The organism is Cupriavidus phytorum (genome assembly GCF_003254285.1).
GTDB classification, from domain to species: domain Bacteria; phylum Pseudomonadota; class Gammaproteobacteria; order Burkholderiales; family Burkholderiaceae; genus Cupriavidus; species Cupriavidus phytorum.
In genome coordinates this window covers 1-26724 of sequence record NZ_QKZN01000007.1, presented here as the reverse complement: position 1 = coordinate 26724, position 26724 = coordinate 1, and the positions used below count along the sequence as shown (strand labels likewise).

22 protein-coding genes and 1 pseudogene are annotated in these 26724 nt (G+C 63.7%); 14 read left to right on the top strand and 9 right to left on the bottom strand.

All coding sequences use genetic code 11. The features are described from left to right. Position 1: 1 nt before the first annotated feature. The 9 genes from C7416_RS18400 to C7416_RS18360 all read left to right on the top strand — a co-directional run bounded on the left by C7416_RS18400 (position 2) and on the right by C7416_RS18360 (position 13163). Positions 2–1756, top strand: coding sequence for a polysaccharide biosynthesis/export family protein (locus C7416_RS18400; protein WP_111520270.1), 1755 nt, complete (start codon positions 2–4; stop codon positions 1754–1756). Positions 1757–1814: 58 nt separating this feature from the next. Then, positions 1815–4169, top strand: a complete 2355-nt coding sequence (locus tag C7416_RS18395) for a capsular polysaccharide export protein, LipB/KpsS family (RefSeq protein WP_198035626.1) — start codon at positions 1815–1817, stop codon at positions 4167–4169. A 121-nt stretch (positions 4170–4290) separates the two neighbouring features. Next, on the top strand, positions 4291–5136 hold the full coding sequence (kdsA, locus tag C7416_RS18390; RefSeq protein ID WP_111520269.1) for a 3-deoxy-8-phosphooctulonate synthase: 846 nt from the start codon (positions 4291–4293) through the stop codon (positions 5134–5136). A gap of 63 nt (positions 5137–5199) precedes the next feature. Beyond that, positions 5200–6162 (top strand): KpsF/GutQ family sugar-phosphate isomerase, encoded by a 963-nt coding sequence (locus C7416_RS18385; protein WP_111520268.1) that lies wholly within the window; start codon positions 5200–5202, stop codon positions 6160–6162. Continuing rightward, positions 6146–8266 carry a capsular polysaccharide biosynthesis protein gene (locus tag C7416_RS18380; RefSeq protein WP_111520267.1) on the top strand — a complete coding sequence of 707 codons (2121 nt, stop codon included), beginning with the start codon at positions 6146–6148 and terminating at the stop codon, positions 8264–8266. Before C7416_RS18385 ends, C7416_RS18380 begins: the two co-directional genes overlap by 17 nt. Positions 8267–8331: 65 nt before the next feature. Beyond that, entirely contained in the window at positions 8332–9762 is a 1431-nt protein-coding gene (locus tag C7416_RS18375) for a capsule biosynthesis protein (protein WP_240988277.1), read from the top strand. Between the two features lie 501 nt (positions 9763–10263). Continuing rightward, entirely contained in the window at positions 10264–10605 is a 342-nt protein-coding gene (locus C7416_RS18370) for a hypothetical protein (RefSeq protein ID WP_111520266.1), read from the top strand. Beyond that, positions 10605–11783, top strand: a complete 1179-nt coding sequence (locus tag C7416_RS18365) for a hypothetical protein (RefSeq protein WP_111520265.1) — start codon at positions 10605–10607, stop codon at positions 11781–11783. The genes C7416_RS18370 and C7416_RS18365 overlap by 1 nt, the downstream gene beginning before the upstream one ends. 18 nt (positions 11784–11801) lie before the next feature. Beyond that, entirely contained in the window at positions 11802–13163 is a 1362-nt protein-coding gene (locus tag C7416_RS18360) for a cytochrome P450 (RefSeq protein WP_111520264.1), read from the top strand. An 18-nt stretch (positions 13164–13181) separates the two neighbouring features. On the opposite strand, the gene C7416_RS18355 is transcribed toward C7416_RS18360, so the two are convergent. Beyond that, positions 13182–14231 (bottom strand): hypothetical protein, encoded by a 1050-nt coding sequence (locus C7416_RS18355; RefSeq protein ID WP_146604285.1) that lies wholly within the window; start codon positions 14229–14231, stop codon positions 13182–13184. A 236-nt stretch (positions 14232–14467) separates the two neighbouring features. On the opposite strand from C7416_RS18355, the gene C7416_RS18350 reads away from it, so the two are divergent. The 4 genes from C7416_RS18350 (at position 14468) to alaC (ending at position 17905) form a co-directional block, all read left to right on the top strand. After that, positions 14468–15175 (top strand): PadR family transcriptional regulator, encoded by a 708-nt coding sequence (locus C7416_RS18350; RefSeq protein ID WP_111520262.1) that lies wholly within the window; start codon positions 14468–14470, stop codon positions 15173–15175. 78 nt (positions 15176–15253) lie between these two features. Further along, on the top strand, positions 15254–16081 hold the full coding sequence (locus tag C7416_RS18345; protein WP_181461270.1) for a siderophore-interacting protein: 828 nt from the start codon (positions 15254–15256) through the stop codon (positions 16079–16081). A 79-nt stretch (positions 16082–16160) separates the two neighbouring features. Further along, positions 16161–16553, top strand: coding sequence for a hypothetical protein (locus C7416_RS18340; protein ID WP_111520260.1), 393 nt, complete (start codon positions 16161–16163; stop codon positions 16551–16553). 122 nt (positions 16554–16675) lie between these two features. After that, positions 16676–17905 (top strand): alanine transaminase, encoded by a 1230-nt coding sequence (gene alaC / locus C7416_RS18335; protein WP_111520259.1) that lies wholly within the window; start codon positions 16676–16678, stop codon positions 17903–17905. Between the two features lie 13 nt (positions 17906–17918). On the opposite strand, the gene C7416_RS18330 is transcribed toward alaC, so the two are convergent. From C7416_RS18330 to C7416_RS18305, 6 genes are all read right to left on the bottom strand, one after another. Further along, positions 17919–18584: a Crp/Fnr family transcriptional regulator gene (locus C7416_RS18330; protein ID WP_111520258.1), complete on the bottom strand. Its 666-nt coding sequence runs from the start codon at positions 18582–18584 to the stop codon at positions 17919–17921. 14 nt (positions 18585–18598) lie between these two features. Continuing rightward, a complete protein-coding gene (locus tag C7416_RS18325; protein WP_111520257.1) occupies positions 18599–19726 on the bottom strand; it encodes an enoyl-CoA hydratase/isomerase family protein in 1128 nt (375 codons plus the stop codon). Positions 19727–19735: 9 nt separating this feature from the next. Then, positions 19736–20506, bottom strand: a complete 771-nt coding sequence (locus tag C7416_RS18320; RefSeq protein ID WP_111520256.1) for an enoyl-CoA hydratase — start codon at positions 20504–20506, stop codon at positions 19736–19738. Further along, complete coding sequence (mmsB, locus tag C7416_RS18315; RefSeq protein ID WP_111520255.1) at positions 20503–21408, bottom strand: 3-hydroxyisobutyrate dehydrogenase; 906 nt, start codon at positions 21406–21408, stop codon at positions 20503–20505. The genes C7416_RS18320 and mmsB overlap by 4 nt, the downstream gene beginning before the upstream one ends. 254 nt (positions 21409–21662) lie before the next feature. Beyond that, complete coding sequence (locus tag C7416_RS18310; RefSeq protein ID WP_111520254.1) at positions 21663–23186, bottom strand: CoA-acylating methylmalonate-semialdehyde dehydrogenase; 1524 nt, start codon at positions 23184–23186, stop codon at positions 21663–21665. A 51-nt stretch (positions 23187–23237) separates the two neighbouring features. Next, positions 23238–24371 carry an acyl-CoA dehydrogenase family protein gene (locus tag C7416_RS18305; RefSeq protein ID WP_111520253.1) on the bottom strand — a complete coding sequence of 378 codons (1134 nt, stop codon included), beginning with the start codon at positions 24369–24371 and terminating at the stop codon, positions 23238–23240. A gap of 151 nt (positions 24372–24522) precedes the next feature. Between C7416_RS18305 and C7416_RS18300 the strand changes: the two genes are divergently transcribed. Beyond that, on the top strand, positions 24523–25536 hold the full coding sequence (locus C7416_RS18300; RefSeq protein ID WP_111520252.1) for an AraC family transcriptional regulator: 1014 nt from the start codon (positions 24523–24525) through the stop codon (positions 25534–25536). 8 nt (positions 25537–25544) lie between these two features. Here the strand turns inward: C7416_RS18300 and fghA are convergent, their stop codons facing one another. Beyond that, positions 25545–26387: an S-formylglutathione hydrolase gene (gene fghA, locus C7416_RS18295; RefSeq protein WP_111520251.1), complete on the bottom strand. Its 843-nt coding sequence runs from the start codon at positions 26385–26387 to the stop codon at positions 25545–25547. Between the two features lie 13 nt (positions 26388–26400). After that, a pseudogene (locus C7416_RS18290) lies at positions 26401–26724 on the bottom strand (S-(hydroxymethyl)glutathione dehydrogenase); the annotation flags it as partial.

The following is a 26724-nucleotide window of genomic DNA, read 5'->3' as shown; positions in this document are numbered from 1 at the left end:
CATGCTTCGAAGAATCCTTGCTATCGCGGTCGCCGCGGCCAGCCTGGCCGGCGCCCACGGCGCGCATGCCCAGGGCGGCATGCGACTGCCGCAATCGTCGGCCGTCGGCCAGATGGAATACGCCGCGCTGGCTGCGCAGGGCGCTACCACTCCGAGTGGCGCAGTGGTCGGCAATCCCGGCGCGATCGGCGGCCTTGCCACCATCCCGGCACGTGCCGACACGCCGCTGCCAGACAGCGCGCCGCAGAACAACGACTACACCGCCAACATGGCCAGCGACGCCTTTGGCGCGCAGCTGTTCACCGGCGCATTCAGCCGCGACAGTGCTTCCGTCTTCAATCCCAGCCATGTCATCTCCGTTGGTGACCGCATCCAGCTGCGCATCTGGAACGGATACAACGTCGACACCGTATTGACCGTTGACGCCGGCGGCAACATTGTTTTGCCGGAAATCGGGCCGTTCCGTGTGCAGGGCATCACCAACGGCAATCTGCAGACCGCCGTCGGCAATGCACTGCGGCGTGTCTTTGCCAGCAAGGTGTCGATCTACGCCAGCCTGCTGGCCGCGCAGCCGGTGCGCGTCTACGTTACCGGCGCGGTGCGCCGCCCCGGCATGTACGACGGCACCTCCAGCGACAGCGTGTTGCGCTACCTCGACCAGGCCGGCGGCATCGACCCCGACCGCGGCTCCTTCCTGGACGTTGCGATCAAGCGCGGCAATCAGACGCTGGAAGTCGTCAATCTCTATGACTTCCTGCTCAAGGGCGACCTGACCTCGCGGCAGCTGAACAACGGCGACGTCATCTTCGTCCAGTCGCGCAAAAAGACCGTCAAGGTCAGTGGCCTGGCCGAAAACGCCAAGCGCTTCGAATTCCTGGGCGAGCAGGCCCGGCTTGACCAGATCGTGCGGCTGGCCAAACCGCTGCCCGAAGCCACCAACGTCCGCGTGGTGCGCAATACCGGCACGGTGCGCAATGTCGAGTACTTCCCGATTTCGCAGGGCAACCAGATCGACCTACGCAACGGCGACGAAATCGAGTTCACCGCCGACAAGCGGCCCGGCACCATCACCGTCCGAGTCGAGGGCGAGCACACCGGCCCGCAGGAATACGTGCTGCCGTATGGCAGCCGCATGGGTCAGCTGCTCAGTCAGGTGCATTTCACACAGGAGTCTGATAGCGAAAGCATCCAGCTATTCCGGCAGAGCGTGAAGGCGCGCCAGAAGACGCTGCTGGGGACCACGCTCAAGAGCCTGGAATCAAGCGTGCTGACCGCGCGCTCCGGTACGGCGGAAGAGGCCCAGCTCCGCAAGGAAGAAGCCGCTCTGGTGCTGCAGTGGGTGGAACGCGCCAAGAAGATCGAGCCGTCAGGTCAGACGCTGATCGCGAAATCGACCACGCGCAATGACTTGCTGCTGGAGAACGGCGACATCCTGCGTGTGCCGGTCAAGGACGGACTCGTCCTGGTCAGCGGGGAAGTGCTGTTCCCCAATGCTGTCGCCTATGACAAGAGTCTGGACCTGGATGACTTTATCCAGCAGGCCGGCGGCTTTTCGCAGAACGCGGATACGTCGCGAATCATCATTGCGCATCGGGACGGTAGCTTCTCGGATGGCAAGAAGGATGACGCGGTGAAGGCGGGCGACGAGATTATGGTGTTGCCGAAGGTTGATTTCAAAACGCGGCAGTTTGCTAAGGATGTGTTTCAGATTCTTTATCAGATTGCGATTAGTGCGAAGGTTGTTTTGGGATTGTAAAACATCAAGATTTGCAGTGACAAAAAATTGATTGATAGTTTTTAAGTAAATTTCGAAAATGAAAAATAAAATGATGCGTGTTCGGGAAACGAGGCCTTTACTTACTGTAATTATTCCATTTCGCGCTGATCCAAAGTTGCCATATCTTATGGCAAGATTAGAAGATCAATGTTCGTCCTTCAAACGGCGTGATGATGTTGAATTCATGGTCGTTGATTCGGGCTCCCCGATCGAGTATCGCGATCCGTGCCACATTATCTGCAAACGTCACGGAATCCGATATCTATATCACGATAGTGAGGGATCGGTCTTTTCCATTGGGGCGGCGCGAGATTATGGTGCATCTTTCGCGGAAGGAAGGGCAATAACTTTTTTGGACGTAGATCTTAGAGTTGCTGCTGATTTCTGGGATCGCCTGCTTATCCTAATGAAAAGTTATGGCATTTCAAAATATAAAAAAAGATTTCTCGCGATCCCTTGCCTTTATCTCACTGCTGACGGTACGGAGGAATTTGAGGCATCTGACCCTAATGTTAGGGCACTAGATTTCTATCTGCGATGGATGCATGGTGATTCTGGAGCAGTACAGAATCTAGCGCCATGTTCCTCGGTGATGATCGTCGACCGACTTCATTACCTGTCGGTTGGAGGCCATCGCCCAGAATTTAGAGGCCATGGCTATGAAGACTTTGAGTTGTATCACCGGCTTAGTAGTGAGTTGGGTCAGATACCTCGACCGGATGATTATTATCATGATTCAAAAAGTTGGGATATCGCTACATATCGAGGATTCCGATCTCAATTTTCATTGTTTGGGCGCCCGGCGCTGCTCGCAAATCTCATGGTTTTTCATCTCTGGCATCCGCGACCGAAAAGCAGTTCATTTTACGGTAGGATGGCCGAAAATAGAGAGATCTGGTTAGACTTCTTTAAGGATTTTGATAAAACGAGATTTCACCCGGAGCCGATAATTGATTCATCCGCGCTGTCCAAAAAAGTGCTTTTCTTTGGCAAGCAGAATACTAATGCGGCTAGAGTATTAAAGGATATAATTCCGCTTCTGGGTCAGTTGATGTATATGAGCGAATACGACCTTATCGATCAAGATGGGTTGGTCGATGAAGTCGCTTTTAAGAAGTTAATTGAGGGTCACGGAATCGGCTCAGTATTGTTTGCCAACCCGTACGGGAACCCAGCGCGACTACAAGCCTATGAGTGGTGCCGTCGCAACGACTTCCCATACCTTGTGTTTGAGCGCGGTGCATTTCCGGATAGCTGGTTTCTTGATCCCCGTGGGTTCAATGCAGACTCCGAAAGTTATCGGCGGGAACTGTGGGACATGGCACTTACCGAGCATGAGTCTGAATCAATTAAGGCATATGTTGAGCGTCTCCTAACTGATGCGCCCGCACTTGAAAGTCAAGGCTCCCGACTTGGCGGGGAAGGGCTAGGCAGTCGTTTGGGTATTGGTGGCAAGAAGGTACTGTTCGTCCCCTTACAGCGACCCAGTGATACGGTGATTCAACACTTGAGGGGAAATTTGCCGTCATATGACGCATTTATCGAGTTCATCGATGAAGCTGCGGGTCTGTTGAAACGCGCTGGATGGGTCGTTCTGTGTAAAAAGCACCCATTAGAGACGGAAGCGCCGGAGTTAAAGAACGCATTATATGTGCCGAATGAAACTAACTTTTTGGATTTGCTAGAACTGTCGGATAGAGTTGCATTGATAAATTCCGGCGTTGGGCTCTATGCCATGGCTATGGGCAAACCCTGCTACATCTTCGGAAAAGCCTTTTATTCTATTCCTGGTGTCAATAGAGAAATTGCGTCACTGGATGTTGACGGATTTTTCTCTGATGTCACGCTAGAGTCTTCGGTGAATATGGAGTTGGCTTATAGATTTCTTTATTATTTGGTTTTTAAATTCTACTCATTTGGTGTTCCTCGAACGGCGTTGCGAAAAGAGCGAGACGGATCAATGAGAAATTTGACCGTGGCGCTGGATTTCTATAAGTTGAGAGTGCCGGGGGTAAAGGAAATTTCCTATGACTGGGACCACTATCCCATGATTTCAACGTCGGCGCCGATTTTCGAGCGGTATCAGCTATTCCTGCACGAAAAGAGACGGAAAATTTCGAAAGCGGCACCAGTTTCAATTGCTCATACTCCAGCCTCCAAGATTGCGCCATCTGCTGTGTCTAAAATAGAAAATAAGGATAGAGCAATTGCTATATCAAAGGCTGTTATTGTTAATCGTAAAACTAATTTGAGCGAAAGGGAAAGGCGTGCCGCAAAATTGGCAAAGCTGCGACGAGATCCACATGCGTTTTTTCGGGATTCGCGAATCGCAGCGCTTAGGCCGTTGAAAATATTTTGGCGAAATAAACAAGCTGCTACGATTGTGAAGTAATGGGTTATGGTTGGTTTGTTAGAGTGGTTGTAAAGGGTGGGTGGGGGTCTAGTTTTCGTCCTGTGTTGCGGGTGGTTGGTGTAACCAGGTTATTTAAAATTAGTTATCGGGTGAATGTGGGATGGTAATCGATATTGCCGAAAATATTGAGGCGAATAATTCGGGCCCTTTTGTTCTTTTTGGGGGCGTGAATGTGCTTGAGTCACTGGATCTCGCTGTTGTTTCATGCGAGGAGTACATCCGTGTTACTCAAAAGCTCGGCATACCCTACGTCTTCAAGGCAAGTTTCGATAAAGCAAACCGTTCTTCTATTCACTCCTACCGGGGACCTGGTCTGGATGAAGGACTGAAGATTTTCGAAGCAGTGAAAGCGAAGTTTGGCGTACCCGTGATCACGGATGTCCACGAGCCTTGGCAAGCCCCATTGGTTGCCGAGGTCGTCGACGTCCTCCAACTACCCGCATTCCTGGCCCGCCAAACCGACCTCGTTGTCGCTTTGGCGAAAACCGGCAAGCCCGTCAACATCAAGAAGCCTCAATTCCTTAGCCCGACGCAGGTCGCCAACATCGTCGAAAAGTTCAAAGAGGCGGGCAACGATCAACTGATCCTTTGCGATCGCGGAACCTGCTTTGGCTACGACAACCTCGTCGTCGACATGCTCGGTTTCGGCGTGATGAAGCGGGTCACCAACGACATGCCGATCATTTTCGACGTCACGCATGCCTTGCAGCAGCGCGATCCTAGTGGCGCCGCGTCGGGTGGCAGGCGCCAGCAAGTCGTTGAACTTGCTCGTTCGGGCATGGCGGTCGGCCTGGCCGGCCTCTTCCTCGAGGCGCATCCGGACCCTGCCAACGCCAAGTGCGATGGACCGAGTGCCTTGCCGCTGGACAAGCTCGAGCCATTTCTGGCGCAGGTTAAGGCAGTGGACGATCTGGTGAAGTCGTTCGCGCCGCTTCATATCGAATAGCAGTTTGGGGTCACCGGTGGGCAATGACCGGCACGTATAGCAAGTAAGGGATGTGAGAGAACGATGACTGAAGTCATTGCATTGGCACGCAACGTCGTTGCCACCGAGATCCAGGCGCTGGACCGCATGTCGGGCCGGATCGATGCCGGATTCGAAAGGGCAGTCGAGATCATTTTGGGCGCGCGCGGCCGGGTGGTTGTGGTCGGCATGGGCAAGTCCGGGCTGATCGGCAAGAAGATCGCCGCAACCATGGCTTCGACCGGTACACCGGCGTTTTCCGTGCATCCGGGCGAAGCCTTCCATGGCGATCTCGGCATGATCAAGCCGATTGATGTCGTGCTGATGATCTCGAACAGCGGGGAAACGGAAGAACTGATCCGGATCCTGCCGTTTCTCGAGCATCAGCAGAATCCGGTCATCGCGATGACCGGGAAGGTGCATTCGACGCTGGCGCGGCATGCGGATGTGGTGCTGGACATCTCGGTCGAACGCGAAGCCTGCAATAACAACCTGGCACCGACCAGTTCCACCACCGCCACGCTGGTAATGGGCGATGCGCTGGCTGTGGTCCTTTCGGTCAAGCGGGGTTTCCAGCCGGAGGATTTCGCGCGATTCCACCCGGGCGGCAGCCTGGGCCGGAAACTGCTGACCCGCGTGACGGATGTCATGCACAAGGAGAACCTGCCGGTTTGTCGCCCGGACGCATCGTTCCGCGATGTAGTGCATGTCATCAACCGCGGCCGCCTCGGCATGGCGCTGGTGATGGAAGGCGAGCAACTGCAGGGGGTAATCACGGATGGCGACGTGCGCCGCGCGTTCGACTCCGACCGCGATTACAAGGCGATCATGGCCAGGCACATCATGTCCACCGATCCGAAGACCGCATCGCCGGGCGAACGCTTTGCCGATGCGGAAGCGCGGATCCATGCCGCCAGGATCGGCGCACTGGTGGTGAAAGACGAGTCGGATCGGGTCGTCGGCATCCTGCAAATCCACGATCTGGGAAGTGATGAGCCTGCCGTCTGAGGGCGCGATCGGCGTTCTTTCCCACGGCATTCGCCGAATTGAACACCTGTCCGCCTTCCTGGGCGAGCCGGTGGCCCCGGTGCATCCGTTGCGAGGCGCAGCGGTGCCGCTGTCCGCCGTTGCCGCATGGGGGCGGCGGCCTACCGCCCGCAAGGCCCGGGCGTTCGCGAATTCCCGTGGCATCGAGCGCTTCCTGTGTCTCGAAGACGGCTTTCTGCGCTCGCTGTACCCCGGAGCGTCGTCCCCGACTTGTTCGCTGGTAGTCGATGATCGCGGCATCTATTACGACGCATCGCAGCCTTCCCGGCTGGACGAGCTGATTTCCACGCCGTTGCTGCCGTCCGAGCAGGCAAGGGCCTGGCAACTGATCGAACGCTGGCGAGACGCGGGGATCTCCAAGTACAACTATGCGCCGGCGCCGGCATCGCTGCCGGCACAGCCATACGTGCTTGTGGTTGACCAGACCGCGAACGATGCCTCGGTGCAGTTTGGCCTGGCAGACGGCGACAGTTTCCGCCGCATGCTCGAGTCAGCGTTGCAGGCATATCCGGATTGCACGATCCTGGTCAAGGAGCACCCAGAGGTCGCGCTCGGACGCAAACGTGGTTATCTCGGGCAGATCCTGGACCACGGCGGCTATCCGCGCGTGGAGCGGATCCAGGACGACGTCCACGTGGTGCCGCTGATCCGCGGCGCGCGGGCCGTCTTCGCCGTTACCTCGCAGGTCGGCTTCGAAGCGCTCCTGCATGGCAAGACGGTTCATACCTTTGGCATGCCTTTCTATGCCGGATGGGGCCTGACGATTGATGCATTGCCGGCCCCGGCGCGGCGGCATCCCGTTTCGGTGGAGCAACTGGCATTTGCCGCGCTGGTCCGCTACACGCGCTACGTCCAGCCACATACCGGAAGCCGTTGCGAGGTAGAAGACGCCATCGACTACCTGGCACTGCAGCGCCAGATGGCTCAGCAGTTTCCGCGGCGCCTGCATGCAATTGGCTTTTCCCGCTGGAAGCGGAAAATCCTGAAAGACTTCCTGCAAGGTCACGAGGTAATTTTCCATCGCGGTCTGCGATCTGTACCGCAGGGCGCGTCGTTGCTGCGCTGGGGCCAGAGTGTCGACGCAACGGTGCGACCCGATCTGGCGGTGATCACGGTGGAGGATGGCTTTTTGCGTTCCGTCGGCCTGGGCGCGCAACTGGTCCGTCCGCTGTCGTGGGTGTTTGATCGTTCCGGCATCTATTACGACGCGACCTCCGAGTCCGACCTGGAGCGACTGTTGGCGAATGCCGAATTCGGCGTCGCTACTCTTGCGCGCGCAGCGCAACTGCGCGAATCCATCATCCGTGCCGGGCTCACCAAGTACAACGTCGGGTCAGGCAACTGGACCCGGCCCACAGGCGTTGGCCGGGTGATTTTGGTAGTCGGCCAGGTGGAGGCGGATGCGTCGCTGCGTTTCGGGGCACCTGGCATCCGCACCAACCGCGCGCTGCTCGAGGCGGTGCGCGCCGAGGCACCTGACGCGTATCTGGTCTACAAGCCCCATCCCGATGTCATGAGCGGATTGCGAGGCAATCGCGACGAGGAAAAAGCGCTTGCCGCGCTGTGCGATGAACTGGTGACGGACTGTCCGATGGACCGGCTTATTGCCGCTGTCGATGGCGTCCATGTCCTGACCTCGCTTGCCGGGTTCGAGGCCCTGCTTCGTGGCAAGCCTGTCACGACGCACGGCGCGCCGTTCTATGCCGGATGGGGCCTTACGGACGACCGCTGCGAAATGCCGCGTCGGCATCGTCGTCTTTCGCTCGACATGCTCGTTGCGGGTGCGCTGATCCTGTATCCGCGCTATGTCTTGCGCGATGGCAAGTATGGATTCGCGACGCCGGAAATTGTGGTGGACCACATCTTGTCGTGGCGCGATGAGGCGCCAGCCCGTGCCTCGGGACTCCGGCGCCATTTGATCCAGTCGCTGCTGCGGCCATGGATCCGCTGGCGTGACGGCGCCGCCGGGCGAGACAGTCGAAGGCCCTGGGGAGCCGATACTGCCGGCATGGCGAATCCACAGCATTGCACGGCGCATCGACGGGTATCTGCGCCAGAGCAATAAGACGCTGCAGGACAAAGACAGAATCACAAATAACAGAATACAAGAGCAGCACGAGGGTCGAGGAAATGTTGTCGTTCAGGAAGCCATCCGGAAGTATCGACATCCCCAGTCTGTCGCAGGGAAGCGGAGGGGCCACTCCGCACGACGCTGCAGGGCCTGCCACGACGGAGCCCGCCAGCCTGGAACAGATCGCCAGACATCGCCGCATCCTGCTGCTGCAAGGACCGAATGGCCCGTTCTTCGCGCGCCTGCGCGACCTGCTTACAGCCAAAGGCTGCCAGGTCACCAAAGTCAATTTCAATGGCGGCGATGATGCTTTCTATCGCCGCGGTGACATTGTCAGGTTCGTGCAGCCGATGGTGCTGTGGGAAGCCATGCTCCGTATCCTGGTTGCGGAACGCCGTATCGACGCCATCGTGGTATTCGGCACCAGCCGCCGCCACCACCGCATTGCCGCGCGGGTGGCCGAGGCTCTGGGCATTGCATTCTGGGCGTTCGAAGAAGGCTACGTGCGCCCCGACTACATCACGCTGGAGTGCGGCGGCGTGAATGCCGATTCGCCGCTTGCACCGCTTGGGATGCCGGAGATTCCGAAGGCCACGGTGCCGCCGAAGCCCCGCAAGTTCCGCCATGCGTTCCGCAAGATGGCGCTGTACTCGTTCTGGTACTTTGCCGGCGGCATGGTCGGTGCGCGCCGCTATCCGCATTACCAGCATCACAAGCCGTTCGGCGTGCATGAACTGGGGCAATGGATACGTGCGGCATACCGCAAGCAGGTATATCGCTGGCAGGAGCGCTCGCTGCGCGAGCAGTTGCTGGCGAACGAGCATCCACACTTTTTCCTGGCTCCGCTTCAGGTGTACAACGACAGCCAGATTCGGGTGCATAGCCCCTGGCGCCGGATCGAGGATTTCATCGAGTGGACCGCGCATTCCTTTGCGGAGCATGCGCCGGCCGACAGCGTGCTGGTGTTCAAGCACCATCCGATGGATCGGGGTCATACCGACTACGCAGCCTTTATTGAGGCATGCGCCGCACGCTTCGGTGCCAGCGGCCGCATCGTCTATATTCACGATGCCCACCTGCCATCGCTGCTGCACCGATGCATGGGGTTGGTGACGGTGAACTCCACGACCGGTTTGCAGGCCTTGTTTCACCGTGTCCCCGTCATTGCGCTCGGCCGCTGCTTCTACGCCAAGCCCGGCCTGACTTACCAAGGGTCGCTGGATGCCTTCTGGAATGATCCCGGCGCCGTCGACATGCGGGTCTATTCGCGCTTTCGCAACTACCTGGTGCGGGTGTCGCAGATCAACTCGTCGTTCTATGCCGACGACATGCTGGTGCCCGTTCCGGAGCAGCGTCGCAAGAATCTGCAAAGGCGGAAACTGGCGCGACTGCTGTTTGTCGCCGGTCTCGTCACCGCCGATGCCTATAGTGGTCGGGTCTGGGATATCAACGCAACCGTTAGCGTACTGGCTGCGCTGCTGGTTGGATGATCGATAGGGCCGGTGGGTCCGGCTGATGCTGCGCATGACAGAGTCATTTCCTTGCCTCCGTCATACGTGTTCGTCGCGCCAGTCTTGCGCAGCCGATTCCATCACGAAGGCGGCAAGGCCAATCACTGCAAATAGAACAAGGCTGAGAACCAGCATGCGAGTCCTTTGTCGAGCGTTCAGCTCCGTGTTCTATTCAACGGCTCGCGCATGCCGGTCATAAATTGGAGGAAACCCGGATGTCAGCCAAATCTGCGTAGCAGTGAATCCCTGTCTTATTCGCGCCCGGAAAGCTGCTTTTGGGCGCCGATTGGATATTGTTTCAAAACTACAACAGTCAAGACGGTAGCATTGCCGAGCCGGTCCGGTCGGACGCTATCCGGCTGTCCCAGGTTTGATCTGCCGCTATACTGTCGGGCGCCTTGGCGCCCTTAGCGTTACCGGCTAGCCGGTCCAACCGCATTACCCCCGCTGCGCCCCCAGCCCCCATTCTTCGCCCCCGCCATGAGAGAACGCATCGCCGGCTTCCTGCTGATGATCTTTATCGTCCCGTTGGCCGTCCTCGGATACCTCCTGATCGTCTATATCGGTTTTTTCGGCAAGACCGAGCGCGGCCGGGCAGGGGTGCGGGCACTCGATCATTTCGTCAATGCGACGCTCTTTAATGGCTACGCGTGGGAGTCGGTGTCTTCGCACGCCTGGCGCGAACAGCATCGCTGGTGGGCGCGGTCCATCATCTGGTTTACCGACAAGTTCCAGCAGGACCACTGCCGGCGCGCCAACAAGCGTGAACAGCCGATCGTCGATCTGGTACTGAAAAAGAAGCTGCACCACCGGACGCAATGATGAGCGCAGCCGTTCAGGAAACATCGGCGCAGGCCGCTCCTGGCCTCGTAAGGCGCCGCAAGGTCTATTACGTCAGCGGCTTCGATCCGCGTGGCGCGGCGTTCTATCACCGCCTGTATCGCGAAGAGTCGGTGAAGCAGGCGGTCCATCATGGCGGCTCGGTCGCCGTGGGAGGCCGCTCGCGGCTGGGGGAGCATGTCAGCGCCTGGAACATCGATAGCGAATGGGATGGCCATTCGGTTTCCACGGAGTACCAGTTCCTGCATTGGGACGACCTGGTGCGTCGGCACTGGGAGCCGAGCCTGCCGCGGCTGGTGTGGTCGACGCTCGCCAGCTATGCGCGCTACATCGGTTGCGGCGCGTTCGGCCGCCTCAGCAAGACCTTCCGCGGGCCGTTCTTCAGTGCGTTGTATCCGCTGGTTTATCTGGCGCTGCTGCTGATGCTGTCGCTCGGTATCGGGATTGGCGCTTCGGCGGCGCTGTCAGCGGTGGGAGTGCCTGGATGGCTGGCGGTGGCGGGCGGGATGGCCGCCGGCGCCGTGCTGTTCGGCGGCGGGGTTGCGCTGGCGAACCGCCTGGCGGTGTTCTGGCTGCTGCGGATCTACCGTTTCGTGCAGGCGTGGGGCGAGCGCGAGCCCGAGGATGTCCGCCAGCGCATCGAAGCGTTTGCGGACTGGATCCGCCGTGACCTGGAGGCATCGCCCTGCGATGAGGCGCTGGTGGTGGGCCATAGCGTCGGCTCGATCGTCGGCGTGTCGCTGGCGGCGCGCCTGGCGGATGCGCTGACGCCGGCGCAGCGCCGCGGCCTGACGCTGGTGACGCTGGGGCAATGCATTCCGCTTTTGAGCCTGATGCCGTCGGCCACTGCGTTCCGCCGTGATCTGCAGCGCCTGTCGGCAGAGCAGGAGATGCAGTGGCTGGACATGAACGCCCGTGCCGATTCGCTGTGTTTCTCGCAGGCCAATCCGCTCGATATCTCGGGCATTGCCGGCGTGGCCGCGGGCCGGCCGACCGCGCAGGTGGTGCGCCCGTTCCGCATGTTCGGCAAGCAGGAATACGCGCGCATGAAGCGCAGCAAGCAGCGCCTGCATTTCCAGTACCTGATGGCAAGCGCCTTGCCTAACGAGTATGACTATTTCCGGATGACGGCCGGTCCGCGCCGCATCCAGCCTTTCTGATACCCGCCGTTCGCCCCCATGAATTTCCAGCCCCCGTACCCCAGGCCGCATGTGCGCAAGAGTTCGTTCCTGTTGCGCTTCCTGCGTGGCTGGAATTCCTGGATCGATGTGCTGTTCGAGCGCAGCTATTCGATGAAGATGGGCAAGATCTCGCAGCCCGGCATGGACATCTTCATGGTGAACGATGCCGACTGGGTGCGCCGGATCCTGGGGGATGCGCATGCGTATCCCAAGCACAAGCTGATGCACCGGATGCTGGAGCCGCTGCTGGGCACCAGCATCTTCACCACTAACGGAGACCTGTGGGAGCGGCAGCGCAGGCTGGTGGAGCCAGCGTTCGCGCAGGCGCGGCTCAGGCTGGTGTTCGCGCTGATGGCCGATTCGGTGGCGGGCATGACGCAACGCCTGGATGAGGTGGCGGACGGGCGTTCGTACGAGGTCGACGGCGAGATGACCTACGTGACGGCGGACATCATCTTCCGCACCATCTTGTCGGAAACCCTGGAGGAGTCCGCGGCGAAGGAGATCTACGACGCCTTCCTGGAATTCCAGCATCACGCGCAACGGGCGATGATCCTGATGATCTACCGGTTGCCGCCGGTGTATTCGGCCTGGGCCAGCAAGCGCGCGGCAAAGAAGATCCGGTCGATCCTGTCGGGAATCATCGCGCGGCGGATGGCGGAGCGCGACAGCGGGCAGGGCAGCGCAAGGCAGGACATCCTGGCTGCCATGATGGATGCTGTCGATCCGGTCAGCGGCGATCGGTTTACCTATGAAGAACTGGTGGACCAGGTCTGCATGCTGTTCCTGGCCGGGCATGAGACTTCGGCCAGCGCGCTGACGTGGGCGCTTTACCTGATTTCGCAATGCCCGCACCTGCAGGACCAGATGCTGGCGGAGATCCAGGCCGCGGTAGGGGAACGGGATTTCGAGCTGAGCGATATCAAGAGCCTGCCGACCGTGGGCAACGTCTTCCGCGAAACACTGCGCCTGTACCCGCCGGTGGGGTTCTTCGTGCGCGAGGCCGCGCAGACGCAGTGCATCCGCGACAAGTCGGTCAAGGAAGGCTCGCCGATCCTGATTTCGCCGTGGCTGCTGCATCGGCACCGCACGTTGTGGGAGCGGCCGGACGAGTTCGATCCGGATCGTTTCGACACGCCGGCCGGCAAGGAGTCGTCGAAGTGCGCGTATATCCCGTTCAGCAAGGGGCCGCGCGTATGCATCGGCGCTGCCTATGCAACGCAGGAGGCCGTGCTGATACTCGCCAGCATCGTTCGCCGGTATCGCGTCGAAGCCGATCCGGGACACGTGCCGAAGGTGGTGGGGCGCGTAACGATCCGTTCGGGCAACGGGGTGCGCGTCAGGCTGCAACGCCGCTGACCCGCGATCCTTCGGCGGCTAGAACCCGCTGATCCGCAGGCCGATCGAGAACAACCCATAGGTCCGGTCAAGCCGGCTCGCGGTGACCGGGTTGTACAGCAGCGGCACATAACCCATCAGGCTGTTCTGCGCCCCTTGTCCGCGCACGAAGACGTCGACGTGCCGGTTGATCGCGTAAGACGCCTGCAGCAGCACGGTCTGGTTGAACTGAGTCTTGGCCGAGCCATAGGCCATGTAGCGATTGTCCAGTTCCCGGAAGAAGTACTGGACGTGGTAGCCCGCGGTCAGGCTCCATGCGCCCAGGCCCCAGCGCCATGAGCCGCCCGCGCCGACGAATGCGCCGCTGTCATTGAAACTGTTGCCGGCGTCGACGCCGACATCGGCGGCATTGAGGCGGAAGCCGCCGCTGGACACGGTGGCGCGGCCCACGCGGCATGGCGCCGCCAGCGTTCCGGTCGCCATGTTGTCGGCACCGACCCTGACGTTGTACAGGCAGGAGCCTTGCTTGAGCGTGCCCTGGATATCGCCAGCCCGGACCCAGCTATAGCCGCCACTGATAAAGCCGGTCAGGGACTGGCCCGGCCACGGCTGACCGGTGTAGACCAGATCGGCCTGCACCTGCGTGTCGTTCGGATGGGCGATGCTGTAGTCGGCGAGCTTGTTGCCCGGCATGGCGCCGGATTTGCGCAGGCTGCCGGTGTAGTTGCCCCAGGCCGACAGGCGCAACGTGAGCTTGCGGCCAGCGTCCGGCGTCGTGAGCAGGCCATAGCTGGTCGACGCCAGCCAGCTGTCAATGCCGGCGGAGTCGTCGCCGTGGCTGAGGTGGCGGCGCCAGTAGCCTGCTTCCAGCGACCAGTCTGGCGACAGCTTGTAGCCGAGCCGCAGATGGCCGCCCTGGTAATGGGTGCCCATGTCGTACGCCGGTTCGGCGTAATAGCCCCGGGCCGCCGCCCCCACCGGTTCCGCGCTTAGCAGCGCATCCTCCATGGCGCCGAGCGCCACTCCCGCTGGCGCCAGCACCATGGCGCCGATGCAGGCCCTCAGCCTGCGCTGAATCCTGGCGTCCATTTTGTCCCCCGGTTGGCCTGTTGTTGTTCACTGTCGTGCCGGCCGCTGCACCGTCTGTCGCGATGCTTGGCGTTAAATGAATGTTGGAAAGCGGCGGGACGATAGACAACCCGGGTTGGTACGCCAGCCCACGTATGTCAGTCCCGGCGGTGCGTGCCCGGTAAAGCGGGAATCCTTGACTTTAGCTCGTACGATATATATCGTAAGATATGTCTGGCGACATACTGGAGAGCTTTATGCATCACCACCACCCGCATCACCACGGCTTCGGCTCCCATCCGGACTTTCTCGGGAGGGCCCGCCACCTCATCATGCGCCTTGCTCCGCACATGGCTTATCACGCCATGGGCCGGGGCCACGGCAGCTTCTGGGGCGGTCGCGACGATGACGCATTCGGTCCAGGCGGCCCCGGCGGCTTCGACGAAGAAGGCTGGCGCCGCGGCCGCAAGTTCAGCGCGGACGACCTGCAATTGCTGCTGCTGTCGTTGCTGGAAGAAAAGCCCAGCCACGGCTACGAGCTGATCAAGGCGCTGGAGACGCGTACCAACGGCTTCTACAAGCCGAGCCCCGGCGTGGTCTATCCCGCGCTGACCTACCTGGAAGAAGTCGGCTTTGCCACCGTCGACACCGAAGGCAACAAGAAGCGCTACCAGTTGTCGGAGACCGGCAAGGCCCATTTGGCGGCCAACCGCGAGCGGGTCGACGTGATGGTGGCGCGGCTGCGCCATGTGGCGCGCAAGATGGAGTGGATGCGCCGGGCGATGCGCGGCGAGCAGCAGCCTGAGCCGGAGCAGGGCGGCTGGCTGCCCGAGCTGATGCAGGCGCGCGCCGCGCTGAAGCAGGCGCTGGTGATGCGCAGTGAAGCAAGTGCCGACGAGCAGCGCCGCATTGCCGCGATCCTGGCGCGCGCGGCGGCTGAGATCGAAGCGGGCCCGCGGGCCTGAACCATGGCGCTGACCCTGGCATCGGCCTTCGGCAATCGTGCCCGGCAGGCGCAGGGCGCGCAGACAAGGAATTCCGATATGACGACAAACGCTACCGAACCCGCACGCAACCTGACCGTCGAGCGCGTGCGCCATCCGCTGAAGATGCGCCTGCTGCAGGTGGTGCGCACCACGCAGGTCTCGCCGCAACTGCTGCGCGTGACGCTGGGCGGCGCCGACCTGCAGGACTTTGTCTCGGCGTCGTTCGACGATCACGTCAAGGTATTTTTCCCGGCTGCCGGCGATGACAAGCCGGTGCTGCCGCAGGTTACTGCGGACGGCATCGCGTTCCCCGAGGGCCAGCCGCGCCCGGCGGCACGCGACTACACGCCGCGCCGCTACGATGCGGCCAAGCAAGAGCTGGACCTCGAATTCGTGCTGCATGGCGATGGCCCCGCGTCGACGTGGGCGGCACAGGCGCGGCCGGGCCAGTACCTTGGCGTGGGCGGGCCGCGCGGTTCGTTCGTGGTGCCGACGGGATTCGACTGGCACCTGCTGGTCGGCGACGATACGGCGCTGCCGGCGATCGCGCGCCGGCTGGAAGAACTGGGCGCCGACACCCATGCGATCGTCGTGGTGGAAGTGGGCGATGCCGCTGCGCAGATCCCGCTGCCGAGCGCGGCAAAGGTCGACCTGCACTGGCTGTATCGCGGCGATGCGCCGGAAGGCAGCCTGCTGGAAGGCGCGCTGCGCAAGCTGTCGCTGCCGCGTGGCGAGGGCTATGTGTGGGCCGCCGGCGAGGGCGCGGCGATGAAGGCCGTGCGCCAGTACCTGGTCACGGAGCGCGGCATCGACAAGAAGCGCATCCGGGCCTCCGCCTACTGGAAGCGCGGGGCGTCGGCGGTGCACGAGACACTGGACGACTGAGCAACGCGGGCGGCACGGTGTACGCGGGCGATGTGTTGCCATAAGATGGCACGCATCGCTACTGTCCAAGGGGACTGCCGTGCTGACTGCATCCAGACCGTTGCGCGCTGCTGGGGCCGCGGCGGTATCCATGGCGCTGCTCGCCGCCTGTGCGCCGGACGCCGTGCGCAACCGCCAGGCCACCGACTTCAATGCCTATCTCGATTCGCTGAAGACCGCGTGCCCGAACATGATGGTCGGGACGAACAATATCAGCGAGTGGCTGCGCACCAGTGGCAGTCGCAGCGACGACGACTACGTCTACTGGCTGGACCAAACCTCGCGCCTGTACTACCAGCGCATCTCTGCGCAGCAGTACCGCGATTCGGTCAGTGCGGCGCTGGGTGGGCGCTCCGATTCTCCCGCGCTGGACTGCATCGTGCGCCATCTGCCCGCGAACCGGCCGACCGGTCTGCCGGGCGGCAGGCTCTAGGCAAGTTGCACACGCCCGTTGTGCAATGGCCGCATCCCCGCTAACATGAGTCCCCGGCAGCCGAGACAAAAGCTGCCGACGTCGCTCGGACGGTTCCGGGCGCTTACGTAAAGGACTCCCTCATGACTGCCGCTTCCTCCGGCAAGCGCCGCTTTGCGCGCATCGATCGCCTTCCCCCGTACGTTTTCAATATCACCGCCGAGCTGAAGATGGCCGCCCGCCGCCGTGGCGAGGACATCATCGACATGAGCATGGGCAACCCAGATGGCGCCACGCCGGCGCATATCGTGGCCAAGCTCACCGAAGCGGCGCAGCGCCCCGATACGCACGGCTATTCGGCATCCAAGGGCATTCCGCGCTTGCGCCGCGCGATCTCGCACTGGTACCGCCAGCGCTATGACGTCGACATCGATGCGGATACCGAGGCAATCGTCACCATCGGCTCCAAGGAAGGCCTCGCGCACCTGATGCTGGCCACGCTGGATCGCGGCGACACCGTGCTGGTGCCCGATCCCAGCTATCCGATCCACATCTACGGCGCGGTCATCGCCGGGGCCGATATCCGCTCGGTGCCGCTGGTGCCGGGCATCGACTTCTTTGCCGAGTTGGAGAGCGCCATCCGGGGCAGCTATCCCAAGCCCAAGATGATCGTGCTGGGATTCCCGTCCAACCCGACGGCGCAATGCGTGGAGCTGGACTTCTTCGAGCGCGTGATCGCGCTGGCGCGCAAGCACGATATCTTCGTGGTGCACGACCTGGCCTACGCCGACATCGTCTTCGATGGCTGGAAGGCACCGTCGATCATGCAGGTGCCGGGCGCCAAGGACATCGCGGTGGAATTCTTTACGCTGTCCAAGAGCTACAACATGGCGGGCTGGCGCGTGGGCTTCATGGTCGGCAACCCGGACCTGGTGGCGGCGCTGACGCGCATCAAGAGCTATCACGACTACGGCACTTTCACGCCGCTGCAGATCGCGGCCATCGCCGCGCTGGAAGGCGACCAGCAATGCGTGAGCGAGATCGCCGCGCAATACCAGTCGCGCCGCGACGTGCTGGCGCGCGGTCTGATCGAGGCGGGCTGGCCGGTGGAAATCCCCAAGGCCTCGATGTATATCTGGGCGCGGATTCCCGAACCCTACCGTGCGCTGGGCTCGCTGGAGTTCTCCAAGCAGCTGCTGGCCAAGGCCAAGGTATCGGTATCGCCGGGCATCGGTTTTGGCGACTATGGCGACGAGTACGTGCGCTTTGCGCTGATCGAAAATGAATCGCGCATCCGGCAGGCGGTGCGAGGCATCAAGGCGATGTTCCGGGCGGACGGGCTGGTGAAGCCCTCGACGGCCGCACAGGCATGAACCCGCGCAGCGCTCAATAGCGGCGCAGCGCCTCCAGGTCGAGCACATGAACGGCGCCGTGCTCGACCGCCAGCAAGCCTTCGCTCTCCAGCACCTTGAGCGCCGCATTGGCCCGCTGGCGCGAGATCCCCGCCAGCAGGCCCACTTCCTCCTGCGTCAGGTGCAGCGCCCGACCCAGGCCGGGGCATAGCACCGGATTGAACAGCGTCGCCAGCGCGCGCGCCACGCGGCCCTCGATGCCATGCAGCCGCTCATGCTCGACGGTGGCGATAAACAGGCCGAGCCGTTCGTTGAGCTGGTCGAGCAGGTAGCGGTTGAAGGGCAGGCTGGTTTCCTGCAACCAGCGGAAGGTGGCACCGGGCATGCAGGCGATGCGTGAATCGCGCAGCGCGACCACGTCATAGCGCAGCGCCTCGCGCTTGAGCAGCGATCCTTCGCCGAGCCAGCCGCCGGCCGGCACGCCGGTGAGCGTGGCACGCTTGCCGGACGGCGAGGCGCAATGCACCTTGACCAAGCCGTCGGCGACGCCCAGCCAGCTGTCGGCCCGGTCGCCCTTGCGGATGACATAGGCCCCTTGCGGCACCGTGCGCTCGCGCAGTTCGGCACGCACACGGTCGCGTTGCGCGGGCGTCAGTGCCGCGGCCCAGGGGCTGCGCGCCAGCAGCGCATCGAGGCTCACGGCGGCGCATCCGCTCAGTGGGGCAGAGGCAGCGGCTGCTCGCCCGGCGCCCACCACGGCCGGAACAGCGCCTGGACCTGGAGATCGTCCACCGCGTCATAGCTGGTGACGCGCCAGCACGGGGCGTTGTCCTTGTCGACGATCAGCGCGCGTACACCCTCGACGAAATCGCCTTGTGCGAAGGTGTTGACCACCACCGCCAGTTCCATGCGGAAGCAGTCGGCCAGGTCCATCCTGCGCCCGCGCAGCAGCAGTTCGCGCGTGGCACAGGCGGACAGCGGCGAACGGGTGCGCAGCACGTCGATGGTGCGGGTGGCCCATGCGGTGTAGGCGGGGTCGGCCTGGCAAGCCAGTCCGGCCAGGATCTCCGGCAGCGTGGCATGTCCCGCGAAATGTTGCAGCAGCGCCGGCAGCACTTGCAGCAGCGGCGCCTCGGCGGCGCTGGCAACGGGCTCGCGGACCAGCGCGCGGCGCAGGTCCGCGAGCGTGTCATGGCCCCATTCGATGCCGGCCAGGGTTTGCTCCAGTCCGGCCAGCGTGGCACTGTCCACCGCCGCATCGGCCAGTCCGCACAGCAAGGCATCGGCCGCGCCGATGCTCACGCCGGTCAGGCCAAGGTAGAGCGCCAGCGGCAGCGGCAGCTTCGACAGGAAGTGGCTGGCTCCTACATCCGGTACCAGGCCGATGCCGGTCTCGGGCATGGCCACGCGCGAACGTTCGGTGACCACGCGCAGATGCGCGGCCTGTGCCAGGCCCATGCCGCCGCCCATGACGATGCCGTCCATCAGCGCCACCAGCGGCTTGGGATAGCGGTGCAGGCGGTAATCCAGCGTGTATTCGTCGATAAAGAAGCGCCGGTGCAGCGGCGTGCCGTCGCGATAGCTGTCGGTCAGCGCGCGGATATCGCCGCCGGCGCAGAAGGCCTTGGGGCCCGCGCCGCGCAACACTACCGCGCGGATGGCGTCGTCGTTCGCCCAGGCTTCGACCTGCGCGCCGAGCGCGACGACCATCGGATACGACAGGGCATTGAGCTGGCGCGGCCGGTTCAGCGTGGCAATGCCGACGCCGTTGACCACCTGGAACAGCACCTCGGGCTCGGCCACATCCAGGTTGGCGGCCTTGGTTTCTTCGGTCAGGCGCATGGCGCGCTCCTAGGCGTTGCGCCATTGCGGCGCGCGTTTCTCGAGGAAGGCGTTGACGCCCTCGCGCTGGTCGGCATCGTCGAACAGGTCGACAAAGCGCTCGCGCTCCAGCGCCAGCGCGGCCTGGCGCGGCACGCCCTGGCGCGCCAGGTGCACCAGCCGCTTGCTGTGCGCGGCGGCCCGCGGGCTGACCTTGCCGGCGCGTTCGGCCATCGCCAGCGCCGTGGCAAGGGCCTGGCCGCGCGGCACGACTTCCTCCACCAGCCCGATGCGCAGCGCGGTGGCCGCGTCGACGCGCTCGTTGGTCAGGATCATGCGCTTGGCCCAGCCTTCACCCACCAGCCACGGCAACGTCTGAGTGCCGCAGCCGCACGGCAGCAGCCCCACGGCGGCTTCGGGCAGCGCCATCTGCGCCTGCTCCTCGGCGATGCGGATATCGCAGGCCAGCGCGCATTCCAGCCCGCCGCCCATGGCATAGCCGTTGATCGCGGCGATCACCACCGGACGCGCATTCTGCAGAGCTTCGAAGGCGCTGCCGAACTGCTGCGCCATCACGCGCGCGTGGGCGCGGTCGCCTTCGGCAAAGCCGTTCAGGTCGGCGCCAGCGCTGAAGAATTTCTCGCCGGCTCCGGTGACGACCACGGCGCGGACCTCCGGGTTGGCGTCGATCCTGGCCACCAGCTCGCGCAACTGTTGCAGGCCTTCGGCGGTGAACGCGTTGGCGGGCGGCCGGTTCAGCGTCAGCGTGGCGACGTGGCCGTGCAGGGCAAACTCGATCATTGCTGGTGCTCCTTGTCCGCGGCGGACAGGTACTGGCGGATCACGCCGGAGAAATCGAGATGGCCGTCGCCGGCATGGCTCACGGCCTGGTAGACCTGCTGCGCCAGCGCGCCGAGAAACAGCGGCTGCTTTACGCTGCGCGCGGCGTCCGCGGCCAGGCCCAGGTCCTTGAGCATCAGGTCGGCGCCGAAGCCGCCGCTGTAGCCGCGGCTGGCGGGAGCGGTCTCGATCACGCCGGGCCAGGGATTGCAGGTATCGGAAGCCCAGCAGCGGCCGGTGGAGGTATTGACGATGCCTGCCAGCACGTTGGCATCGATGCCGAGCTTGACCCCCAGCGCCATCGCCTCCGAGACACCGATCATGGAGATGCCCAGGATCAGGTTGTTGCAGATCTTGGCGACCTGGCCGGTGCCGGTGCCGCCGCAGTGGACCAGGTTGCGGCCCATGCCGGCCAGCACCGGTCGCACCTGCGCGAACAGCGCGTCGGAGGCGCCGACCATGAAGGTCAGCGTGCCGGCCTGCGCGCCGACGGTGCCGCCGGAGACCGGCGCATCGGCCAGCGCATTGCCGCGCGCCTCGGCCGCGGCGGCCAGTTCACGCACGGTGGCGGGGTCGATGGTGCTGGAGTCGACCAGCGGCACGCCGGGGCGCACCCCTGCCAGCACGCCGTCTTGGCCAAGGTAGGCGCTGCGCACGTGCGCGGCCGCCGGCAGCATGGTGATGACGAAATCCGCCTCGGCCACGGCCTTGCGCGCCGAGTCCGCGCTGCCCGCGCCCTCGGCGCACAGCGATGCCACCGCGGCGGCGTTCAGGTCGAATACGGTCAGGGTGTGGCCGGCCTTGAGCAGGTTGCGCGCCATGGGCGCGCCCATGTTGCCCAGGCCGATGAAGGCGATATGCATGGGTGTCTCCTTCTACGAAGCGTTTCGCATCCCGCCGGTTTTCTCCCCTCTCCCGCTCGCGGGAGAGCGGCGGGGGAGAGGGCGGGCGTGTCAAGTGGCTACTGCGTTAGTCCAAGGAAGCCGGGCCTTCACATGCAGCAGTTTTCTTGTGGGATAACAGTACTGCCAGCGCCTGCCCTCTCCCCCAACCCCTCTCCCGCATGCGGGAGAGGGGAGCCAACCGGCGGGAAGGGAGGCGCTGTGGCGATGAGCCTTTACTTCAAGCTGATCGTCGTATTCACCCCGTCATTGACCGTGGCGTCGTCAAACCACCGCGCCGTCACCGTCTTGGTCTGGGTGTAGAACTGCACCACCTGCTTGCCGTACGGACCCAGGTCGCCCAGCTTGGAGCCGCGCGAGCCGGTGAAGCTGAAGTAGGGCACCGGCACCGGGATGGGGATGTTGATGCCGACCTGGCCGACATCGATCTCGCTCTGGAACTTGCGCGCGGCGGCGCCGCTCTGCGTGAACACGCCGGTGCCGTTGCCGAACGGGTTGCGGTTGACCAGCGCGATGGCGTCGTCCAGCGTGTCGACGCCGATCACCACCAGCACCGGTCCGAAGATCTCTTCGGTGTAGATCGACATGTCGGTCTTCACGTCGGTGAAGATGGTCGGGCCGATGAAGTTGCCCTGCGGATATCCCGGGACCTCCACCCCGCGCCCATCCAGCACCAGCGTGGCGCCTTCACGCTCGCCGGCGGCTATCAGGCCCAGGATGCGTTCCTTTGCCGCGACCGAAACCACCGGGCCGACATCGGTGCCCGGCTCGGCGCCGGCGCCGACCTTGAGCGTCCTGGCGCGCGCCACCAGGTCGGGCACCCAGTCACGCGCCGCGCCCACCAGCACCACCACCGAAGTCGCCATGCAGCGCTGGCCGGCCGCGCCGAAGCCGGCGCCCGCCAGCGCATTCAGGGTCTGTTCCTTGTGCGCGTCGGGCAGCACCACCGCGTGGTTCTTGGCGCCCATCATCGACTGCACGCGCTTGCCGTGCGCGCCGGCGAGGTTGTAGACGTGGGTGCCGACGGCGGTGGAGCCGACGAACGACACCGCCTTGATGTCCGGGTGCGTGCACAGCGCATCGACCACGTCCTTGGCGCCGTGCACCACGTTCAGCACGCCCGGCGGTACGCCGGCTTCCAGCGCCAGCTTGACCAGCTCCATGGTCGACAGCGGATCCTGCTCGGACGGCTTGAGCACGAAGGTATTGCCGCAGACGATCGCCATCGGGAACATCCACAGCGGGATCATAGCCGGGAAGTTGAACGGGGTGATGCCGGCGCAGACGCCGATCGGCTGCTGCAGCGTGTAGGTGTCGACGGTGGCGGCGACGTTCTCGGCAAAGCCGCCTTGCTGCAGCGTGCCGATGGAGCACGCGTGCTCGACCACCTCCAGCCCGCGGAAGATATCGCCTTCGGCATCGGCCAGGGTCTTGCCCTGCTCGGCGGTCAGGATCGCGGCGATACGCTTGCTGTGCTCGCGGATCAGCGCCTGGAGGCGCAGCATGACGCGCAGCCGCGCGCCGATCGGGGTGTGGCGCCAGGTGGCAAAGGCGCGGTGCGCGGCGCCCACGGCTGCCGCGACTTCGCTGGCGGTGGCAAGCGGCACGCGCGCCAGCACTTCCTGCGTCGCGGGGTTGACCACGTTGCGGAATTCGGTGGCGGACGAGTCCACCCATTCGCCGTTGATCAGCAGCGGTACGGTCGGCACGGCAGTGGCGGTGTTGGGCACGGCAGTCATGGTTGTCTCCGGGAGGGTGTTGTTCTGCAAGGAAGAGGGGAGTAGAGGGGGTCAGAGGCTGCGCGCGATCAGCATGCGCTGGATCTCGCTGGTGCCTTCGTAGATCTGGGTAATGCGGGCGTCGCGGTAATGGCGCTCGACCGGATAGTCTTCGAGGTAGCCATAGCCGCCGTGGATCTGCAGCGCCTTGGAGCACACGCGCTCGGCCAGTTCCGACGCATACAGCTTGGCCTGCGAGGCTTCGGACAGGCAGGGCACCCCGTCGCTGCGCATGCGCGCGGCACGATGCACCAGCAGCCGCGCGGCATTGAGTTCGGTGGCCATGTCGGCCAGCATGTTGGCGATAGGAGGATGCTCGCGCAGCGCGCGGCCGAACTGGATGCGCTCGGACGCGTAGCGGCATGCGGCCTCGAATGCCGAGCGGGCGATGCCGATCGCCTGCGCGGCGATGCCGATGCGTCCGCCCTCCAGGTTGGACAGCGCGATGCGCAGGCCCTCGCCGGGCTCACCCAGCAGCGCGTCGTGCGGGACCATGCAGTCTTCCAGCGTGATGGCGCAGGTGTCCGAGGCGCGGATGCCCAGCTTCTTTTCCGGGGCGTGCACGATAAAGCCGGGCGTGTCGGTGGGAACCAGGAACGCCGAGATGCCTTTCTTGCCGCGTTCTGGTTCGGTGGCGGCAAACACCACCGCCACGCCCGCGCGCTGGCCGTTGGTGACGAACTGCTTGCTGCCGTTGAGCACCCAGCCGTTGTCGGTAAAGCGGGCACGCGTGCGCAGGTTGTGCGCCTCGGAGCCGGCCTGCGGTTCGGTCAGGCAGAACGCGCCGATCAACTCGCCGCTGGCCAGCCGGGCCAGGTAGCGTTCTTTCTGCGCATCGGTGCCGTAGTGCAGGATCGGACCGCAGCCGACCGAGTTGTGCACGCTCATCATCGTCGCGCAGGCAGCGCAGCCCGCGGCAATTTCTTCGATGGCCAGCGCGTAGGCGACATAGTCGGTATAGGTGCCGCCCCATTCCTCGGGCACGATCATGCCCAGCAGCCCGAGCGCGCCCATTTCGGCGACGATTTCGTCGGGAAGGCGGCCCTCGCGGTCCCATTGCGCGGCGCCGCCGGCCAGCCGCTCGGTGGCAAAGGCGCGCGCGCTGTCGCGGATCATGGTTTGCTCTTCGGTGTAGTCGCTGTGCATGGCAGATTGGGTGGGCGTTTGGAGCCGCGCGGCAACTCAGGCAGAATGCGCGCTCGGCGTTTGACCTGCGGGCAGTGTAGGAACGCCCGGGGCCGGCTCCTATGCCAAAATCCGCCAATCTTCGTGAACTCGTTTGCCACCCGCCAGCGCCATGGAAAAAGGCAGTGTCGCCATCTGTTTCGTCCACCACGCCATTGCGGGACTGCGCGCGCGCGGCATCGACCCCGATCCGGTGCTGCGCAGCGCCGGCATTGCCCCGGCGCTGCTGACCGTGCCGCAGGCGCGGGTTTCGGCTGCCAGCTACAGCGAACTGTGGCTGGCGGTGGCCGCGGCGCTGGACGACGAGTTCTTTGGCCAGGATTCGCGCAGCATGAAGTGCGGCAGCTTTGCCATGCTGTGCCATGCGGTGGCGGGCAGCCGCACGCTGGCGCAGGCGCTGGAGCGCATCACGCGGTACTTCCGGCTGCTGCTCGACGATATCGGGGTGCGGCTGGAGCGCCACGGCGACGAGGCCGCGCTGGTGCTGACCACGCCGAGCGCGCACCTGGGGCGGCAGCCCGGCGTGTTTGCGCAGGAGACCATGCTGATCATGCTGCATGGCCTGATGAGCTGGCTGCTGCGGCGGCGCGTGCCGGTGCGGCTGGCGGCGTTCGCCTATGCCGAACCGCCGTACAGCGCCGAGTATCGCGTCATGTATTCGCGCCAGCTGGCGTTCGCGCAGCCGGCGACGGCGCTGGTGTTCGACGCGGCGCTGCTGGAGCAGCCGGTGCGCCAGGATGAGCGCAGCCTGAAGGCGTTCCTGCGCGACGCGCCGCACAACGTGGTGGTCAAGTATTCGGACCGCAGCAGCATGGGGGCGCGCGTGCGCCGGCTGCTGCGAAACCAGAGGCCGGACCAGTGGCCGACCTTCGAAGACCTGGCCGTCAGCCTGAACCTGTCGGCATCGTCATTGCGGCGCCGGCTGATGGAGGAGGGCGTGAGCTACCAGGATCTGAAGGATGCGCTGCGGCGCGACCTGGCGATCGAAGCGCTCAGCCATTCCGGGCGCGCGGTCGCCGATATCGCGGCCGAGCTCGGCTTTGCCGAACCCGGCGCGTTCCACCGGGCCTTCCGGCGCTGGACCGGATCGCGCCCGGGGGCCTACCGCCGCGTGGCGGAAGGCTGAGTGCGAGGCTACAGCTGCGTGGCGTGGTGCCGGATGTGGTCGGCGATAAAGCTGGTGATGAAGTAGTAGCCGTGGTCGTAGCCGCTGTGCCGGCGCAGCGTCAGCGGCTGGCCCACGGCCTGGCAGGCCGCGGCGAACGCGTCCGGATGCAACTGGCTTAGCAGGAACTGGTCGTCCAGGCCCTGGTCGATCAGGATGCCGGCGGGGAACGGCGCAGCCGGCTGGCGCGCCATCAGCTCGCTTGCGTCATGCTGCGCCCAGGCGGCGCGGTCGCTGCCGAGATAGCCGGTAAAGGCCTTCTCGCCCCACGGGCAGCGCGACGGCGCCGCGATCGGCGCGAACGCCGACACCGAGCGGAAGCGCTGCGGATGGCGCTGCGCCAGCACCAGCGCACCGTGCCCGCCCATCGAATGCCCGAAGATGCCGACGCGCGCGGCATCGCCCGGCAACGCGCTGGTTACCAGTTCGAACAGTTCTTCGGCGACGTAGCATTCCATGCGCCAGTGCTTCTGCCACGGTGCCTCGGTGGCATCGAGATAAAATCCTGCGCCCACGCCGAAGTCCCACGCATCCGCTTCGCCGGGCAGGCCCGCGCCGCGCGGGCTGGTATCCGGTGCCACCAGCATCAGGCCGTGCTCGGCGGCAAAACGCTGCGCGCCGGCCTTGATCATGAAGGTCTCTTCGGTGCAGGTCAGGCCGGCCAGGTAGAACAGCACCGGCACCCGTGCGCCAGCCTGAGCCTGCGGCGGCAGGTAGACCGAGAAACGCATCGGCAGCCCGATCGCCGCCGAGTCATGGCGATAGAAGCGCTGCACGCCGCCGTGGCAGCCATGTTGAGAGATCAGTTCCATGTCGGCACCGTCCTCAGTACAACACCACCGAACGGATCGACTCGCCGCGCTTCATCAGGTCGAAGCCGTCGTTGATGCGCTCCAGCGGCAGCGTGTGCGTGATCAGGTCGTCGATGTTGAGCTTGCCTTCCATGTACCAGTCGACGATCTTCGGCACGTCGGTGCGGCCACGCGCGCCGCCGAAGGCCGAGCCTTTCCATTCGCGCCCGGTCACCAGCTGGAACGGACGCGTCGAGATCTCCGCGCCGGCCTCGGCCACGCCGATGATGATCGACTTGCCCCAGCCCTTGTGGCAGCACTCCAGCGCCTGGCGCATGACCTGGGTATTGCCGATGCA

Excerpts from the sequence above, each read along its gene's own strand:
- C7416_RS18400 (WP_111520270.1), top strand. The coding sequence starts at position 2 with ATGCTTCGAAGAATCCTTGCTATCGCGGTCGCCGCGGCCAGCCTGGCC.
- C7416_RS18395 (WP_198035626.1), top strand. The coding sequence starts at position 1,815 with ATGAAAAATAAAATGATGCGTGTTCGGGAAACGAGGCCTTTACTTACT.
- kdsA (WP_111520269.1), top strand. The coding sequence starts at position 4,291 with ATGGTAATCGATATTGCCGAAAATATTGAGGCGAATAATTCGGGCCCT.
- C7416_RS18385 (WP_111520268.1), top strand. The coding sequence starts at position 5,200 with ATGACTGAAGTCATTGCATTGGCACGCAACGTCGTTGCCACCGAGATC.
- C7416_RS18380 (WP_111520267.1), top strand. The coding sequence starts at position 6,146 with ATGAGCCTGCCGTCTGAGGGCGCGATCGGCGTTCTTTCCCACGGCATT.
- C7416_RS18375 (WP_240988277.1), top strand. The coding sequence starts at position 8,332 with ATGTTGTCGTTCAGGAAGCCATCCGGAAGTATCGACATCCCCAGTCTG.
- C7416_RS18370 (WP_111520266.1), top strand. The coding sequence starts at position 10,264 with ATGAGAGAACGCATCGCCGGCTTCCTGCTGATGATCTTTATCGTCCCG.
- C7416_RS18365 (WP_111520265.1), top strand. The coding sequence starts at position 10,605 with ATGAGCGCAGCCGTTCAGGAAACATCGGCGCAGGCCGCTCCTGGCCTC.
- C7416_RS18360 (WP_111520264.1), top strand. The coding sequence starts at position 11,802 with ATGAATTTCCAGCCCCCGTACCCCAGGCCGCATGTGCGCAAGAGTTCG.
- C7416_RS18355 (WP_146604285.1), bottom strand. The coding sequence starts at position 14,231 with ATGGACGCCAGGATTCAGCGCAGGCTGAGGGCCTGCATCGGCGCCATG.
- C7416_RS18350 (WP_111520262.1), top strand. The coding sequence starts at position 14,468 with ATGCATCACCACCACCCGCATCACCACGGCTTCGGCTCCCATCCGGAC.
- C7416_RS18345 (WP_181461270.1), top strand. The coding sequence starts at position 15,254 with ATGACGACAAACGCTACCGAACCCGCACGCAACCTGACCGTCGAGCGC.
- alaC (WP_111520259.1), top strand. The coding sequence starts at position 16,676 with ATGACTGCCGCTTCCTCCGGCAAGCGCCGCTTTGCGCGCATCGATCGC.
- C7416_RS18325 (WP_111520257.1), bottom strand. The coding sequence starts at position 19,726 with ATGCGCCTGACCGAAGAAACCAAGGCCGCCAACCTGGATGTGGCCGAG.
- C7416_RS18320 (WP_111520256.1), bottom strand. The coding sequence starts at position 20,506 with ATGATCGAGTTTGCCCTGCACGGCCACGTCGCCACGCTGACGCTGAAC.
- mmsB (WP_111520255.1), bottom strand. The coding sequence starts at position 21,408 with ATGCATATCGCCTTCATCGGCCTGGGCAACATGGGCGCGCCCATGGCG.
- C7416_RS18310 (WP_111520254.1), bottom strand. The coding sequence starts at position 23,186 with ATGACTGCCGTGCCCAACACCGCCACTGCCGTGCCGACCGTACCGCTG.
- C7416_RS18305 (WP_111520253.1), bottom strand. The coding sequence starts at position 24,371 with ATGCACAGCGACTACACCGAAGAGCAAACCATGATCCGCGACAGCGCG.
- C7416_RS18300 (WP_111520252.1), top strand. The coding sequence starts at position 24,523 with ATGGAAAAAGGCAGTGTCGCCATCTGTTTCGTCCACCACGCCATTGCG.
- fghA (WP_111520251.1), bottom strand. The coding sequence starts at position 26,387 with ATGGAACTGATCTCTCAACATGGCTGCCACGGCGGCGTGCAGCGCTTC.